General features: G+C 52.6%; 15 protein-coding genes. 8 read left to right on the top strand and 7 right to left on the bottom strand.

Going from position 1 to position 16434, the window contains the following annotated elements; translation table 11 throughout:
* Positions 1–3: 3 nt before the first annotated feature.
* Complete coding sequence (locus EXY20_RS12360; protein ID WP_135551335.1) at positions 4–1617, bottom strand: MDR family MFS transporter; 1614 nt, start codon at positions 1615–1617, stop codon at positions 4–6.
* Between the two features lie 223 nt (positions 1618–1840).
* On the opposite strand from EXY20_RS12360, the gene EXY20_RS12355 reads away from it, so the two are divergent.
* From EXY20_RS12355 to EXY20_RS12345, 3 genes are all read left to right on the top strand, one after another.
* Positions 1841–2734 (top strand): AraC family transcriptional regulator, encoded by an 894-nt coding sequence (locus EXY20_RS12355; protein WP_135551333.1) that lies wholly within the window; start codon positions 1841–1843, stop codon positions 2732–2734.
* Positions 2731–3423: a DUF7002 family protein gene (locus EXY20_RS12350; RefSeq protein ID WP_135551331.1), complete on the top strand. Its 693-nt coding sequence runs from the start codon at positions 2731–2733 to the stop codon at positions 3421–3423. Before EXY20_RS12355 ends, EXY20_RS12350 begins: the two co-directional genes overlap by 4 nt.
* A 325-nt stretch (positions 3424–3748) precedes the next feature.
* A complete protein-coding gene (locus EXY20_RS12345; RefSeq protein WP_235885734.1) occupies positions 3749–4165 on the top strand; it encodes a DoxX family protein in 417 nt (138 codons plus the stop codon).
* 18 nt (positions 4166–4183) lie between these two features.
* On the opposite strand, the gene EXY20_RS12340 is transcribed toward EXY20_RS12345, so the two are convergent.
* The 4 genes from EXY20_RS12340 to EXY20_RS12325 are packed head-to-tail and all read right to left on the bottom strand — an operon-like array spanning position 4184 to position 8291.
* Positions 4184–5293 (bottom strand): GerAB/ArcD/ProY family transporter, encoded by a 1110-nt coding sequence (locus EXY20_RS12340; protein ID WP_135551329.1) that lies wholly within the window; start codon positions 5291–5293, stop codon positions 4184–4186.
* Between the two features lie 18 nt (positions 5294–5311).
* Complete coding sequence (locus tag EXY20_RS12335; RefSeq protein WP_135551327.1) at positions 5312–5554, bottom strand: hypothetical protein; 243 nt, start codon at positions 5552–5554, stop codon at positions 5312–5314.
* 2 nt (positions 5555–5556) lie between these two features.
* Entirely contained in the window at positions 5557–6729 is a 1173-nt protein-coding gene (locus tag EXY20_RS12330; RefSeq protein WP_135551325.1) for a Ger(x)C family spore germination protein, read from the bottom strand.
* On the bottom strand, positions 6726–8291 hold the full coding sequence (locus tag EXY20_RS12325; protein WP_135551322.1) for a spore germination protein: 1566 nt from the start codon (positions 8289–8291) through the stop codon (positions 6726–6728). The genes EXY20_RS12330 and EXY20_RS12325 overlap by 4 nt, the downstream gene beginning before the upstream one ends.
* Before the next feature lie 162 nt (positions 8292–8453).
* Between EXY20_RS12325 and ric the strand changes: the two genes are divergently transcribed.
* Both ric and EXY20_RS12315 read left to right on the top strand, forming a co-directional pair.
* Entirely contained in the window at positions 8454–9167 is a 714-nt protein-coding gene (gene ric / locus EXY20_RS12320; protein WP_135551319.1) for an iron-sulfur cluster repair di-iron protein, read from the top strand.
* Between the two features lie 15 nt (positions 9168–9182).
* Positions 9183–9737 (top strand): hemerythrin domain-containing protein, encoded by a 555-nt coding sequence (locus EXY20_RS12315; protein WP_235885711.1) that lies wholly within the window; start codon positions 9183–9185, stop codon positions 9735–9737.
* Positions 9738–9795: 58 nt separating this feature from the next.
* Here the strand turns inward: EXY20_RS12315 and EXY20_RS12310 are convergent, their stop codons facing one another.
* Positions 9796–10491, bottom strand: coding sequence for a Crp/Fnr family transcriptional regulator (locus EXY20_RS12310; RefSeq protein WP_135551317.1), 696 nt, complete (start codon positions 10489–10491; stop codon positions 9796–9798).
* A gap of 329 nt (positions 10492–10820) precedes the next feature.
* Between EXY20_RS12310 and EXY20_RS12305 the strand changes: the two genes are divergently transcribed.
* The 3 genes from EXY20_RS12305 to EXY20_RS12295 are packed head-to-tail and all read left to right on the top strand — an operon-like array spanning position 10821 to position 14074.
* Positions 10821–11747 (top strand): helix-turn-helix domain-containing protein, encoded by a 927-nt coding sequence (locus tag EXY20_RS12305; RefSeq protein WP_167859191.1) that lies wholly within the window; start codon positions 10821–10823, stop codon positions 11745–11747.
* Between the two features lie 16 nt (positions 11748–11763).
* Positions 11764–12795 (top strand): SPFH domain-containing protein, encoded by a 1032-nt coding sequence (locus tag EXY20_RS12300; RefSeq protein ID WP_235885704.1) that lies wholly within the window; start codon positions 11764–11766, stop codon positions 12793–12795.
* A gap of 25 nt (positions 12796–12820) precedes the next feature.
* Positions 12821–14074, top strand: coding sequence for an ABC transporter substrate-binding protein (locus tag EXY20_RS12295; RefSeq protein ID WP_135551313.1), 1254 nt, complete (start codon positions 12821–12823; stop codon positions 14072–14074).
* Between the two features lie 144 nt (positions 14075–14218).
* Here EXY20_RS12295 and EXY20_RS12290 read toward each other — a convergent pair whose 3' ends face one another.
* A complete protein-coding gene (locus tag EXY20_RS12290) occupies positions 14219–16219 on the bottom strand; it encodes a leucine-rich repeat domain-containing protein (RefSeq protein ID WP_135551310.1) in 2001 nt (666 codons plus the stop codon).
* Between the last annotated feature and the right edge of the window lie 215 nt (positions 16220–16434).

Raw genomic sequence — 16434 nt, 5'->3', positions numbered from 1 at the left:
ATGTCACCCCCCGTGGAACGAAGGGGCGGCTTGATCGGCGCCGGGCGCTCCTTGTTGGCCTTTGGCTTCCGGCGTACCGGGCGCGCCAGGTCCGCCAGGTCCGCCTTGTGCTCCCTGAGGTATTTGGGCGCGCGCGCGTCCCATCAGCAGGATGAATACAAGCGCCAGCACGGGCAGCAGCACCGACCATTGAAAAATGAACAGGATCGAATCGGACAATTTGCCCAGCATGACGGCGACCGCTTCTTTGGACAAATGCATTTGTTCCTGCACGACGGGATCGAGCAGCGCCTGACCGCCTTTGATTCTCTCGGCCATTTCCGGCGCTAGGTTCGGAATGTTTTTCAGCCCTTGCTGGAACTCGTGCTTCTGCAACGAGCCGAACACTGCAATGCCAATCGCCGATCCGATGGTCCGGAAGAACGTAATCAGCGAGGAGGACGAGCCCTTGAACTGCGGCGGAACGGCGTTCAGCGTGGCGATATTCAGCAAGGAGAACGATACGCCCATGCCGAGGCCGATAATAACCATGAAGATAATAATCAGCCATTCTATCGTCTGCGGGTCCATGACGAACCCGAGCAAATAACTGCCCACGATCAGGAACAGGGCGGAGAAGAGCATCGTGTCGCGATAGCGCAGCTTCGTGGCGACGCGGCCGCCGATCTGGCTGCTGAGCACGACGCCGAGCATCATCGGCGTCAGCACGGAGCTCGTTTGCGTCGCCGTGCGGTGGAAGACGCCTTGAATGAAGAGCGGAATATACGTCGCGCTGGCCATCATGACGCCGCCGTACAGCAGGCTGATGCCCATACTGCTCGTAAAGACGCGGCCGCGGAACAATCCGAGGTGAATGATCGGATCCTTGACTTTCATTTCCGCGATCAGGAACAGGATCAGCAGCACGCCGGAAGCGACGAACAGCGAGATCGTCTTCATCGAAGACCAGGCCCAGCCGTCGGTGCCGCCGAGCTCGAGTCCGAACATCAGGCACAGAATCGTGCCGGTGAGCAGGATGGCGCCGAGCCAGTCGATGTTTTGCTTTCGTTTATTGAGCGATTCGTGATAAGCGGCAAGAATGAACAGGAAGGAAAGAATACCGATCGGCACGTTGATGTAAAATATCCAGCGCCAGCTGAAATTGTCCGTGATCGCGCCGCCCATGACCGGGCCGAACACGCTGGAAAGACCGAAGACGGCGCCGAACAAGCCCATCATTTTGCCGCGCTTCTCCATCGGGAACAAATCGAAAATGATCGTAAACACGATCGGCATCAGCGCGCCGCCGCCGATCCCTTGAAGCGCGCGGTAAATAATCAGTTGATCCATGTTCTGCGCGGTTCCGCAGAGAATGGAGCCGACCATGAACAGCATCAGACCCATCAGAAAAAAACGCTTGCGTCCGAACATGTCGGACAGTTTGCCGAAAATCGGCGTCGATACGACCATGGCGATCATGTAGGCGGAATATACCCAGATGAAGCTTTCCAGCCCGCCCAGCTTCTTGATGATCGTGGTCATCGCCGTCGATACGATCGTCTGATCGAGCGCCGCCATGAACAGCCCGAGCAGCAGGCCGGCAACGACCAGTTTGATGTTGCTTCTATGTTTATCCACTGCCAATCTCCCTTCTATCCGCTTGCGGATATGTACTCAAATTTGAATACCCGATCACGATTATATACTCTAATTTGAGTAAAAGGCAACGAAAATATTCGTCAAGCTGTCCGAGCCCGGCTTCGCACCGTTTCGTGCCTCCAGCCTGCATAATCGGTGCGGCAATTGTCGGGAGGCGGCGGACTGTCTTTGATACGATGAACATGTGAAAGGGGGAACGACAATGAACACGCTGGAGCATTGGAACCGGGCGATGGCTTATATCGAACGGCAGCTTGGCGGCGAAATCGACTTGCAGGAAGCCGCGCGACTTGCTTTATGCTCGGAGTATCATTTCAAGCGGATGTTTTCGTTTCTGGCCGGGATGCCGCTGGCGGAGTACATTCGCCGCCGGCGTTTGACGCTTGCAGCCGTCGAGCTGCAAACGAGCCCGGCGAAAATTATCGACATCGCGCTGACCTGCGGCTACGACTCGCCGGACGCTTTCGCCCGGGCGTTTCACGCGCTTCACGGCGTTACGCCGTCCGGGGCGAGAGCGGGCGGGCAGCCGCTCAAGGCGTTTCCGCCTATGACCTTTCAATGGACCGTACAAGGAGGAAGCGAAATGAATTATCGTTTGGTGGAAAAAGGGCCGTTTGCGATCGTTGGCTTCATGAAGCGGGTACCCCTCGTATTCAGCGGGGTGAACCCCGCGATTGCCGGTATGTGGAGCAGCCTGGATATGGAGACGATTTTGCGGCTGAAGATGTTGTCCGACATCGAACCGATCGGCCTGCTCAGCGCGTCCGTCAATTTTTCGGAAGGGCGCATGGACGAACAGGGGGAACTCGACCACTATATCGGCGTCGCGACGACGGCGACCGAGGCGGCTAACCAACATGGAATGGCGCGGCTCGAAGTCCCGGCATCGACTTGGGCGGTATTCACCGCGGTGGGCCCTTTTCCGGAAACGTTGCAAAACGTATGGGGGCGTATTTACGCCGAGTGGTTCCCGTCGACGGGATACGAGTCTACGGGCGGGCCGGAGCTGCTGTGGAACGAAAGCAAGGATATGTCGTCACCGACTTACAAAAGCGAAATCTGGATCCCGGTTCGAAAGAGCGAAGCCGCACGATGAAAGAAGCCGTTCTTGTTTCGATAGCGAGATCGCCGCGGCGCTCGTCGCTTTATCATTTCACTCGGGCCGGCAATTTGCCGGCGATCGCCGGCATGGATGCGCTGTTGTCCAGCCGGAGCATCGATCCCGCGTGGACGGGCGAGCGGCGGCAGGCCGCCAAGGAAGTACCACTTGGCGGCCGCGGCGCGACGATCAATGCGCATCTGCGCATCCCAGACCGGATGCTGGCGGACGGCGTGACGCAAGCGCAATTTCGCGCGTGCCTGGACAGGCACGTGTTTTTTTGGCCTACGTGGAGCGACTGCCGGCACATGCTCGACACGTATACCCGAAGGGAACCGCAGACGTCGTTTGCCGTGCTGCAGTTCGATACCGTGTCGTTGTTGCGGGAGCATTATGAAGCGGCGAAGCTGAGCAAATACGATTCGGGCAGCGCGCCGCGGTACGCCGCTGCTTGCACGTACCGCAAAAGTCCGGCGATGTTTTTGCCGCTGCGCGAATTCGGACGGACGGTCGACCGGTTGGTGCCGCGGACGCCGTCGGAAATTCGCGAAGTGCTGATCGAAGACCGGGCCGAAGGTTTGTCGCGTCATTTGACGGCCGTTTATGCCGATACGGTAGCTCTCGTTCCGGACCAATGGCGCGACCGTGCGCAGCCGCTAGCTGATTTGCGGGCGCGGGAGAAGTGAACCGCCTCTCAAATTAGGCCATAAAAAATGGCCTATTCGTCCCTTTTCACCCGCTTCGTCGAAAATAGCCAGCGAAAACACTGGCTATTCGGCTCAATCAGCCTCCAAATCGATCATTTCTACGAAATAGCCAGTGAAATCACTGGCTATTTTGCTGTTGCCCCCTTTTTGTGCGAAATAGCCAATCAAACAGGGCTTATTTTTTTGAAATCGGAAAATTTCCATGTCGAATTTCCCGTTGCCCGTTCGTTGTCTAAATGAAAGCGAAACATTCATGAAAAAACGAATCGGGAGGATGAACGAAATGATGAAAGCAGGATTGGAAATGGAGACGAGTACAGCGGGGGAAGCGAAGGGCATTGCAAAAAGGAGAGGGGCCGGAGCCCGTCTGTGGATGGCCCGGATCATGAGTGCGCTTGTCATCTTGTTCATGCTGTTCGACGGAATCGGGAAACTCGCCGCCTTGGCGCCGGTCGTAGACAGCACGCTCGCCCTAGGCTATTCGCAGAAACATATGCTCGTCATGGGGATCTTGGGACTGCTGGCGACTGTCTTATACGCGATCCCCCGCACTTCGATCGTTGGCGCACTGCTGCTGACCGGGTTTTGGGGCGGTGCGATGGCGGCGCAAGTGCGTGTAGACGCTCCGCTGATTGCGTCGATTTTGTTCCCGGTGTATCTGGCGGTCTTGTGCTGGGCGGCATTATGGCTGCGGGATGAACGAGTGCGCAAGCTGCTTTGATTGTTATCGCGACCCGCATCAGGACGCGCCGGACGACCTGATCCTGCGGCGAATCAGCGCGGCGGCGAAAATGACCAGCAGCGGCAAACTGTACGCCAGTGTGTTAAGCAGCGGCCACGTAATATTGACGATTTCCTCCATTTCCGCTTCCTTTGTGTAGGTGGTCAGAGACAGCAGCAGGCAAGCAAAGGCAGCGGGAAACACGATTAGCCGTTCGTTTTCCAGCCGCAGCAGCCCTTTCAACGTTTGCAGCAAAATCATCAGCAGGATGGATGCTTTGAAATAAAAGCCGATAATAAGCGAAAAGCCGATCACCGACTCGATTCGCTCGATAATCTCCTGAATGAAGATCAGCCTGGCCAACTGGTACAACGAATATTTCAGGTCGCCGGACAGCGGGCCGAGCACCATGACGCTGCTGACGACCGAAGCGATCAGCATCGCGGCATTGAGCGCAAGCGCGGCATACAGCCGTTTCCCGAGCCCGTTGTTGTCCTGGCGGCGCACCAGGTGCAGGATGACGGCGAACACCGTCAGCTCGGAGAAAGGGAACCCGTAGACGACATAAGCGGCATGCAGCACCGGTCCGATCCCTTCCGGCAGGACGGGAAGCAAATATTCGGGGTGATAGAGCGGTCCGACCAGGATCCAGATCAGCACGATGAAGCCGAACATCAACCCCAGCAGCACAACCGCCATCCGGGCCATGACTTCGATGCCCGCCATCACCGTCAGCGCGATCGTCAGGAACAGCAGCGTATTGACCGCATAAGTCGGCGTTTCCTTCAGCATCGTGCTTTTGAAGAACAGGCCGATCTCGATGACGATTCCCGCCACATTCCAGAACATAACGCAAAGGAACGGGATGAACAGCGCAGCGGTCAAGGCGTTGCCCAGCAGCAGGCGGCTTTGCTCGATTAACGAAAGGTTCGGGAATCGGTTGTGGATATACAGAATGCCCGCCAGCAAGGGAATGCCTCCAGCCATGGCCATCAAGAGCGAGATCCAGGCCCCGTTGCCGGCAATGTTCGTGAGCGGGGCAGGGACGATGACGATCGAAGAGCCGGTCATGAAGAACAGAAACAGCAAAGTCATTTGAGCGGAGCTGATGCGGTCTTGACTGGTCATGATTTCCCTCCCAACGATTCAGCTGCTTGCCGGGTCGAGCCAGTGTACGATCAGCCGGGCCGGGGGCAGGAACAGATTGAACAGCGTGTCCAGGTTGGGCCACGACTTGCTCCATACGAAGAGAACGCCAAGGTATACAAGCGGCGCCAGCATGGCCCAATAAATCGCCCGTTCGCGGGAGCGAATCCGTTTCAGCTTCGGAATGTCATGGATCAGCATGGCAGCGGCCAGCAGCAGGAAGAGAACCAGTTTTCCGTACACGATTATTTCTCCTTCGTTCCGAACGGCGTTCCCACATTCATGCTGGTGCTCAGGACGCGGGTCGTGACGCCAACCTGGAAATCGATTTGAGCGAATCGTTGCTTCCATTCGGGCTCGAGGCGTTTCCAAAGCTTCGGATGCATGCGGTATATTCGGCTTGCGATGCCGATCGCATCCAGCTCATTGCGCTTGAACCGCTCAATCGTTTGCCGCAGCTGACGTTCCACCGTATCGTCGATCATCCGCTCGAATCGGGCTACATCGTCCTTCGTCTTCAAATGAGAGCAGCGCAGCTCGCCAACTGTGCCCTCGATCCGAATCTTGACGCGAACCGATATCTTGTCGCCTGCTACCGTCGGAACCGTACTGCCGTTCAGCGTGACGACTTCGAACGATTCCTTGGCGTTCGTGTGTTCCTTGCCGTTCTCCAGGCAAGGGAACTCGATGACGCCGCTGGTATAGCGGCCCGTCAGCATCAGGAACGCTTCCGTATCGCTTTCGTCCAGAATATCGGCCAATTTGCCGTTCCGGATGATCGCCACGCCGGAGACAGTCGCTTCTTGCGGCGCGACGCCTCGATGCAAATAGGGAAGCTCGGCGGTTTTGGACGGCCCTTTCAGCTTGATGGCAAAATCGTACAGCGGAATGTCGGACGAATCGGCGGAATAACGGGCGCCGTTGTTTTCCATCTTTTTATACTGCTGGCCGATCGTTTGTTCGACGAAAGGCCGGACGTCCAGGAAAGGGCCGGCCGCCTGCTCGGCAATCAGCGGCAGTACCGTGCCGCGCGGCTCATGGTCCCGCGAGAAAAAATCGAGCACCTCGCGAACATTTTCGGTACGGGCCAGCTCTTCTCCCAGCAGGATGACGCGCATATGGTCCCACTTGGCCTTGCGTCCCAGCGCGGTTGGAATATCCCGGATCGCTTCCATGATGGTTTCGCCGCTCGTCGCAATATTGATGCCTTTTTGCACGGGTTCCGTGTTTCCGCCGACCTGGTTGTTCTTATTGGCAGGGTTGTAGAAATGGGTCGTCACCTGGATGAGACCGTCGGTTCTTCGGTCGATCGCCACCGCCTGCACGTAACCGTACTCGTCGAGTTCGCTGTTGTCCCAGCAGCCGGCAAGGAGAGTGAACACAAGCGCAACGGCGAGCGCGGAAACCGGCGGCTTCATGGCGCTTTCTTCCTCTCCGCGTTTTCCGTGTGCCGATCCCGAGGCGAGCGCGCAAGCAAACGACGGGGCAGCACGATAAGCGCATCGCGCAGCTTCTGCATATCGAACGGCGAGAGCGAAGTCAGGTAGGGCTGGCCTAACGAACGCAGCGTGCACAGGTGCAAGTAAATCAGAATAAAGCCGGCCATAATGCCGAGCCCTCCGAAGGTGGCGGCCAGAAACATAAGCGGGAAACGCAGTATCCGGATCGCAATCGCCATATTGTATTGGGGAAGGGCGAAAGAGGCGATGCCTGTCAACGCAACGACAATGACCATAACAGGCGAAGCGATCTGCGATTGAATCGCCGCCTGGCCGATGACGAGCGCTCCGACGATGCTGACGGCCGATCCGATCGGCCGTGGCAGCCGAATGCCCGCTTCCCGCAGCAGTTCGAAAAAAAACTCCATGATGAGCGCTTCCAGCACCGCCGGGAACGGGATGCCTTCCCGCGAATTGAGGATGGCCAGCAGCAGCACGGTCGGAATCAGTTCGGAATGGAAGGTGGACAGTGCGATATAGGTGCTGGGCAGCAGGATCGCCATCACGAAGGCAGCCAATCGCAGCAACCGAATCAAGGAAGAATAGATCGTGCGATAATAAAAATCTTCGCTGGTCATGAAAAATTCCGTAAACACGCCGGGGCAGATGAGCACCGACGGGCTTCCGTTCACCATGGCGATGATTTTGCCGTCGAGCAGCGCAGCGACCGCCGTATCTGGGCGTTCGGTATACCTTACTTGCGGGAAAGGAGAAAACCTGTTGTCGCTGACCCACTCTTCCAGATACGAAACCTCCAAAATTTCTTCCGTGCCGATCCCGCTCATACGCTGCTTGAACGCTTGCACAATTTCCGGCTTCACCGCGCCTTCCAGGTAACTATAGGAAACCATCCGCCTGCTTTCCGCGCCGGCTTCGAAACATTCCACCTTCAACCGCGGCGATTTGAGCAAACTGCGAATAACCCCGATATTGCTTTCCAGCACTTCGATAAAACTTACGTGCGGACCTTGCACCGTAGGCTCTGTGATCGGTTCGGAAGCTTGCCGATGCTCGACCTCCAGGGCCATATAAGCGACAGCCTGCTGCCAGCCGTTGAAAAAGAGGAGCATTTTCCCGTCCAGTACCCTGTCAATCGCTTGGCCGATATCGTCCAGCAGTTCAGCGTGAGGAGAAGCGACGCCGGGGCTGCCGGCAAAACATTGCTTCAGCATTTCGAGCGTAATGATTCCCATCGGTCCGAGTTCCTGCGCCATCAGATGCTGCCACGTTTCTTTCAGGTAGTCGGGTGGAACGGACTTGGTCAGCGTATGTAAATAAACGGTGAACGCCGCTTGCTCCGGCTCCGGTCCGTAGTGCCAGCGATGAATGGTCAAGTCTGAGCAAAAGTCGAACGCCTGTGTCAACATCCGCAAATTGTCTTCCAGACAAGAGGAAATGCCCGTTCCCTTCGTATCGGACGCTTCCGCCGGAGAAGAGGGGGAAGCAGGCAAAAATCGTTTGCTGGAAGACCATTTGCGCATGATGATCTCATCTCCGTCAGGGATCACATATGACAACAGCATTTCCCAGGAGGAGAAATTGTATGCAGGACAGTAGTGCCAAGTGTGTGCTGCGTCACAGTGAGAAGGCGACATCGGACCTATACTGGAGGAGAAATGACATGTTAGGGAGATGAAGCCGAAATGAAGCAGCATTTTAGCGGTGAAGAAAAGGTTGGTGCCATTGTTTCGGATTTTCCGGGAGCCAGCAATTTGTTCAAGGAAGTCCGGATCGATTTCTGCTGTGGAGGAGACCGCAGCCTGCTGGAAGTCATTCGTCAAAAAAACTTGAATGAGCGCGAGATTTTGCACCGTTTGAACGAAAGCTATGCCGAAATGCAGAACAAGAATGAAAATCGTGGAACGGATTGGCGAGCCGAGCCGACCGCCGATTTAATCGACCATGTCGTCGATCAACATCATCGTTTTCTGCGCAAAGAGCTGCCGTTGCTGAGCGAATTCGTTACGAAAATTGCTCGCGTTCACGGTGACGCCCACAGCGAGCTTGCCGATCTATACCACCTGTTCCACCAAATGAAGTCGGAATTGGAGCAGCACCTGGTGACAGAGGAAGAGGTGCTCTTTCCTTTGCTGAAACAATATGCGCTCCATCCGACGACCGAGCTGCATGAACAGGCCGTAATGGGGTTGCATGAACTGGAGACGGATCATAGTTCGGTCGGAGACTGCCTGAAGGAGATGAGAGCGATCACGAACGAGTACGCTTTGCCGTCGGATGCATGCCGCACGTACATGATCACCTTTCATAAATTGGGCGAACTGGAGTCGGATCTTTTTCAGCACATTCATTTGGAGAACAACATTTTGTTCCCGCGGATCGAAGAACAGGTCGTATAAAGGAGGAGATTGGATATGAATACAACGACGTTCGGTTGCAGCGGAATGCACGGCGGCGAACAAAGCAGGCCGGATTTCCAGCTTTGCCCACCGTTGCAGCAGTTGAAGCAGGAGCATATCCCTTTGCGAATCGCCATGAACGCTTTTCATGCGACGGCCGAAACCTTCCTGTCAGATCCGGGAACGGCACGCAACGATAGTTTTGCCGCATTGTATGGTCAAGTCGCCGAATTTACCGAACAATTGAAAAAACATTCCCGCAAAGAAGACGACGGATTATTCCCGCTGATGGCCAAATATATCGGAAGCGTTGTTGGTCCGATTGCCGTCATGACATACGAACATGAGCAGGCCGAACAAAATTTGCAGCGGTTCCTGGATGCCGCCGGCGAGCGCGAGTCGGGAAGCGAAAATGAAGATGCGGCAACGATTGCCGGGTACGCCGTTCAGGCCTACTCGATTCTGACCCAGCATTTCAACAAAGAGGAACAGGTGCTGTTTCCAATGGCTGAAAATATCTTGTCCCCCGAAGATAAAGAACAACTGGACAGCATCGTACAGGAGCAATAGGATGCGCCACGAGAGCCCCAAAGCTGCATGGCGCCCGGGCTCTCCAATCCTTATATGACTACTTCAGCTCCCGTTGTTGCTTCAACGCATCGAGGTCGATGATGACAATTCGGTTCCGATCGACTTCAAGCAGCGCTTCCTTGCCCAGTTGATTCAGCAGCCGATTGATTGTCTCTCGTGTCGTACCGACGGCATTGGCAAATTCCTGATGGGTCATCGGCAGGTTAATGGTAATTTTGTTCCCGTTCATATGTCCGTGTTGTTCGGCAAGCTGCAGCAGGAAAGACAGTACCCGATGTTTGACGTCTTGCCCGGACAGAACTTGAAGTTTTTCCTGCAGCTCCCGGATTTTGTCCCCCATGACGCGCAGCATCTTGATCGCGATCGTTGGGGTGTTTATCATCAATCGTTCGAACAATCGGACGGGAATGGCCAGAAGGTTCGTATCGACTATCGCTTCGGCCGTTGCCGGATAAGGATGTTGATTGAAGAACCCCGTATGCGGGAACATATCGCCGGTCTTCAGAAAGGAAACGATTTGCTCGTGTCCGTTTTCATCCGTTTTGTACGTTTTGACTAATCCGTCCAGGATGAAGTAGACCGTTTCTTTTTCGCTGCCTTCCGTAAAAATGATCGCCTTTTTGGAAACAATACGGGGGATGGTGATTTCCTCGACACGTTCCAGCTCCTGTGCATTCAAATCGTGGAATAAAGGTGCCTGGTGCAATAATACGGATGCTTTTTCTTGTTTCATTGCAGTCCTCCTTTCGTATTCCTTCTTACGTACTTGGTGGCTGCCTTAATCGTATATTATAGCCGAAGTTGCAACTTCGTGTCCTGCTTTTCTGCTTTGATCCCGTTATAGTGGAGAGTGATGTCCTGCCGTGCAATTTCAACCTTATGAAAACAATTTGCCGATGAACCGTCCGTAGGGACGGTTTTTCTTCGTCCTCGGATTCAACCGCCGGTAGAATGAATCGGTTGCTGTGTTCAACTGCTGCTTGATAGGATATTGCAGCTATTCATGCTATTCTAATCCCAACAGCGCGCACTGTATGCGGTTTCAACAAGGGAGGGATGAAGTTGCTTGATGTCAAAAAAATTGGGGGTTATATCTCGAAGCTGCGAAAAGACAGGGATATGACCCAAATGGAGCTGGCCGATCAATTAAATGTAAGCCATCAAGCCGTATCGAAGTGGGAGCGCGGAGAATCGCTGCCGGATATCGGAACAATCGTGGTCCTGGCTCAATATTTTGATTCGACGACTGACGCACTTCTGAGCGGCGGGGGCGGGCAAACGGCAAGGCCGACGCAACCATCTATCAGCCAGATGGTGGAGCGAATTGCGGAGAATAAACCGGGCCAAGTTGCCGAGATGATCAATCTCGGACAGATTTACATCGAAGATCTGATCGAATTGGCTCCATTGGTCAAGGCCAGCACGCTTCATGAAGTAACGGAGGGCGTCAGCCAAACCTACATTCACCTGGACATGTTGGAAAGCCTGGCTCCGTTCCTCGGAGCGGAGGCTCTGGGAGATCTGGTGCTGCAGGTCCCGGATGAGGAATGGAAGTGGAAGGGGATTCTTAATCTTGCTCCCTATATTGGCAACAGCTGTTTTAATCAGCTTCTGGACCGAGCCATACCGGATAAACTAACCTTCCCGATCCTGATGGGCTTCGCGTCATTCTTAACTTCAAATCAAGTGGAGCGGATGGTGCTGCAGCTTGATGAAACCAGCCTGAACTGGGATGTTGTCGGGGAGTTGGCCCCCTATTTAAGCAGGGAAGCGTTCGATAAGCTGGCGAGCAAGGTCGGGACTGGCAGCATCTCGGCAAGCCGCATCATCAGTTTAGCCCCCTTTCTAAGTAAAGAACGCATTCTAGCCTTGATTTCAGGGATGGATGCAAGGCAACTCGATCCGAATTTCATGGCGAATTTGGCGCCTTTTATGAGTAAAGAGACATTGAGCAAATTTGTCTTGAATATTGCGAACCATGTGAAATGACAAGGAGGCAGAAATGATGGCAACGTTTTTGTGGATCTTGGGGATGATTGCGCTGCTGGCGCTTGGTGCATTTATTGTGTTCGCTATCATAAGTTCCGTTCGGATCATCCCGCAGCAAAAAGTCGCGGTGATCGAAAGATTGGGCAAATACCTTCGCGTATTGAATCCCGGATTCCATCTGATCATTCCGTTTATCGATCGAGTAAGGAAATTGCATGATTTACGGATTCACCAAGCGGATGTTCCAGCCCAAATGGTAATTACGAAAGATAATGTTCAAATAAAGATCGACACGGTTTTTTTCTATCTGGTTCACGATGCGATGGCGGCCACCTACAGTATCAACGATTTTGTAAAAGGCATTCAAAATATTACGGCCGCGAATATTCGGCAGGTGGTCGGGAATATGGAGTTGGATGAAACGCTGGCCGGCCGTGAAAAAATCAGCTTATACCTTAGGCATTCTTTGGAAGCTGCGATCGGCAAGTGGGGGGTAAGCATCGAACGAGTAGAGATCATCGATATCCATCCACCGCTCGAAATTCATCATGCGATGGAGAAGCAGATGAAAGCCGAGCGGGAGAAGAGAGCGAATATTTTGCAGGCGGAGGGGGAACGGCAATCCGCTGTCCTGCGTGCAGACGGGGAGAAACAAGCCGAAATTTTACGGGCAGAAGGCGCCAAACAATCGATGATCTTGCAGGCAGAGGGGCAGAAAGAGTCCAATATTCGAGTAGCGGAAGGCAATCAAGTATCTCAGGAATTGGATGCGATGGGAAAAGGCGCGGCGATCAAAATAATCGCGGGGGCAGACCGGCACAAAATTGAAACCATAGCGGAGGCTGAGAAAATCAGAATCAATAAAATCAAAAGCGCGGAGATGGACCCGCAGTTTCTCAGTTATAAATCGCTGGAGGCTCTGGGGGATATCGCAAAAGGCCAGGCGACAACCCTGTTTGTTCCGACCGAAGCAGTAAACGTATTTTCAAGCGTGGGGTCGCTGTCCAAAATCGCGAATGCCCTGAACAAGCAAGCCCCAACAGACTGACGAACGGGCAAAGGGAGGGAGCTTGTTGAAAAAAACTTTCTGCGCGTTGTTCAGCTTCCTGTTGATATTGGCGTCGATCCTAAGCGGATGCGACAAAACAAAAGAGGCAAAAGAGCCGAAAAGCAATCTTTCCGGAGAAATTACGCTGCATGTCATGTGGGGAGGAGAGAGGGTAAAAGAAAGATGGGAGAATGGGATAAAGCAGTTTGAGAGTGAACACCCGAATACCAAAATCAATCTTCAGTTCAATACAGACGTGTACTACAAACAACTGCAGGAATTTGCGGATAGCGGCCGGATGCCAGATGTATTTCAAGGAGATGCGGCTATTTTTAAGGATTTGAATGCCAAAGGTCAACTGAAAGACATCGGCATGCTTGCAAAAGTAAACGGGGCGAATGCCAATGCATATTTTGAACGCGCGCTGCTTGATTATTCAACCGACCAGGGCAAATTAGTAGCGCTTCCCGCTTTTATCGTGACTCCGAAGCTGCTATACAGCAAATCGTTTTTTCAAAAATGGGGATTATCCGAGCCGACGGACGATATGACCTGGGAACAATTCGCCGAGCTTTGCAGAACGATCCACGATAAAACAAACGGGACGAACCCCTACGCCGTATTGTTTCCGCTGCAGGTCGAACTTCTGTCCGCGCTTGTGTTAAGCAATGGAGGCTCCTTCACGCCGGATGGCAAAGCGTTCCACGGATATTTGGACGATACCGGGAGCGTGGACGCAATTGGCTGGTATATGGATTTGGCCAGGAAATGGTTGATCAATACGGACTTTATTGAGGAGTCGGCGCATTTGCTGGCGACCGGGGCCGCGGCTATGTTTATCTCATACGGGGTGCCGGACTCAAAGGAACGGGAGCAGATCGGCGTTGTGCCTTTCCCTCATTTTGCTGCCGGGACTCGGGCAGTGAACAGTATTTATCGAGGAATGGCCGTCTCGGAAACGACCCAAAACCCGGATTTGGCATGGGCGCTCCTGAAATATATTGTGATCGACAAAAACGAAACAACGACCGAATGGGCCAACGCAGGGGTATGGGGAGCTTCGAATCCGATGAACACATGGCTCAAGGATGACAAGTTTTACAACATGAATCAGCAAATGTATCCTTATGTGAAAAAAGACTTTTTCGATTGGAACGTCAATGTTTGGAACGTGTCGTATGCCAAGATCTATCTTCAACTGAAGCAGCTTGCGCTGGCCACCGATTATCGAAATGAATTGACAGACATTGCGCAGCTGTTTGAACAAACCTTGCAATAGCTCCTTTACTGGGTGAATAACTTTGTGAGTTCCTATTGTGATGACGGGTACAATAGCGCGGCGATGGAACCGATCCATCGCTTGTTTTCGTTTCTAAGTGCTTCGTTAGTTTGGATTTTGCTTCATGATTTCAATGCATCCCCCTTATTCGGCGGATCCGTAAGGCTGTTTGTCGGACTCATCCAGCGAGATCACGAAATTGTCCGACGTATAACGAATATTCGAACGATTGTAGGGGAGTGTCATGTCCTGTTGACGATCGTCTGCCAGCGGCATCTTATCAAATGTTTGCAATATCATGTTTTTGTACGGTTGATCGAGGAATAGCCCGTCAAGCAGCTCTTTTGAGAATGGTCGCGCCCCGTTCGACATCGACAACGAAACGTTCGTGATCTGGTTGGATTGAGCGAAAACGAAAATATGCAAATAGAATTCAGGCCCGGCGTTCGAAACAACGGATAGTAATTGATGAATACTCCCATCATTGCTGACTTCCCTGCTTAAAGACGACTGCTTCACTTCGTACCCGTATGCAGAAGCGAGCTCCCGAACGGCAGTCTTGATGTTAGTAATGGACAAGATTCGATTGGCTTCCATCGTTTGCGTAACGGCCAGCAATTCCTTGTTGGCATTGTTCTCTTTGAAGTTTCGAAGCAGAGATACGGCTTCCGCTCTTGTCAGGAAGTCGATTGAAGCAAAACCGGAAACGGTCAAGGCGAATTTGCCATTCGAGAAGTTGCGGTTGTACATTTCCCAAATTAATTCATCGGGGGAGTCAACCTCCTTGCCGATGGCATTCAACAAAATCATGGCCGCTTCCAAACGAATGAGCGGCTTTTCGGAAGCAAGCGTGCCGGAGTAGCCAACCCGATTCTGTTCGACCTCAGGGAGCCCCGAAACATCCCATTTATGTGCAGACGCAAATCGGTAGTACTCGTCATACCAATGCAAATCCCCTTGTTTTGACAAATCGCCAGCGTATAAGGAAATGAGCATTTTCAAAAATTCGGCTTCCGTAATTTTTGCGCTTGGTGCAAACGTGCCGTCGTCGTATCCGTTGACCATACCGATTTTGACCGCCCATGCGACGTCGTTGTAAAACCAGTCGTCCGGTTTGACATCCGTAAACCGCTGCTGATCGGCGAGTGGCAAGGAGGGAGGCGTAAAATTTGCTTGTTTTTGATTAAGAATCATTATGGCTTGATCGCGAGGGAACTGTTTCGACAATTTCATCAGCGCCAAATCAGGAATCCGGTTTTCGTAAAGACTGATCTGTTTCAATTTGGTTAGCTTGTACAACGGCGATATGTCCTGAATATGGTTGCGATCCAGATTGACAATCTCCAGCCGATGCATTGTTGCGAGGGCGGATATATCTTCGATCTGATTTGAATACGCGTACAATTCTTGCAGATTTTCCAATTCTGCCAAGCCGGACAGATCGGAAATTCCGTCTTCGGTAATCCATAACGTTTTTAGGTGAATGAGACCGTGCAAAGGCGAAAGATCGGTGATATTCGGATTGCTGCCGATGGCAAGAACCTCCAATGATTGCAGCGCGGCCAACGGTTGCAGGTTGGAGAAATTATTTTGCATCAGTTCCAATTGCTTGAGATTGGGCAGATGGGACAACGGGCTTAAATCTTTAATGCTTGTAATGCTAAGATTCAGAAACTCGATTTGGTGCAAATTTGTTAAAGGGGTTAGATCGGAGAGCGGATGATTGGCAGTAAATGAAACGGATGTTAATTGGGACAATGCCGCAATGGGTGCGATATCCTCAATCCAGTTTGAGTCAAAATTAATCGTTTTGAGCTGATTCAAATTTTTAATCGGGCTGATATCGGTGATTTGATTGAACGGCAGCGAAATTTCTGCTAGCTGCGTCGCATATTGAAGTCCTTCGATACTTTTGATTGCTTTCTTTTCGCCTTTTAGTTGCCTGACTTGTTCGAGGTCCATCGGTGTTAGTGCGCCTTGCGGTTTATTGATCGTATCTCGGATGAGCTGTTCGAGTTGAGGATCTGGAATGATTCGTTTGTCAAACTCATCCGCCGCGTGAACGAAATTCATGAAACACAGTTGCATGACGAATAGAAGAGAGATGGTCAGGCTTCGCTTGTGAAGGATAAGGAAGTGTAACATGCGGTTCTCCTCCCGGGTTCAAATTTCGCATTACAATCTATATCGGAAATGTATGGTGTTTCCATTAGTAACTCCTCCTCGCAGAACCACTTCAATGCGTGCCATTAGCTCCATAGCATGTTCCATCAGAAATGAGTTTTTTCCGGGCAAAGATACCAAAACGTTTAAGATTTCATTAAGAATTCCGCGAAAGGGCAGTTGATATAATATTCAAA

This window comes from Paenibacillus cymbidii (assembly GCF_004764705.1).
Taxonomy (GTDB): domain Bacteria; phylum Bacillota; class Bacilli; order Paenibacillales; family NBRC-103111; genus Paenibacillus_AN; species Paenibacillus_AN cymbidii.
Note: the sequence above shows the minus strand (reverse complement) of the source record. Positions and strands in the feature narration are given on the sequence as shown.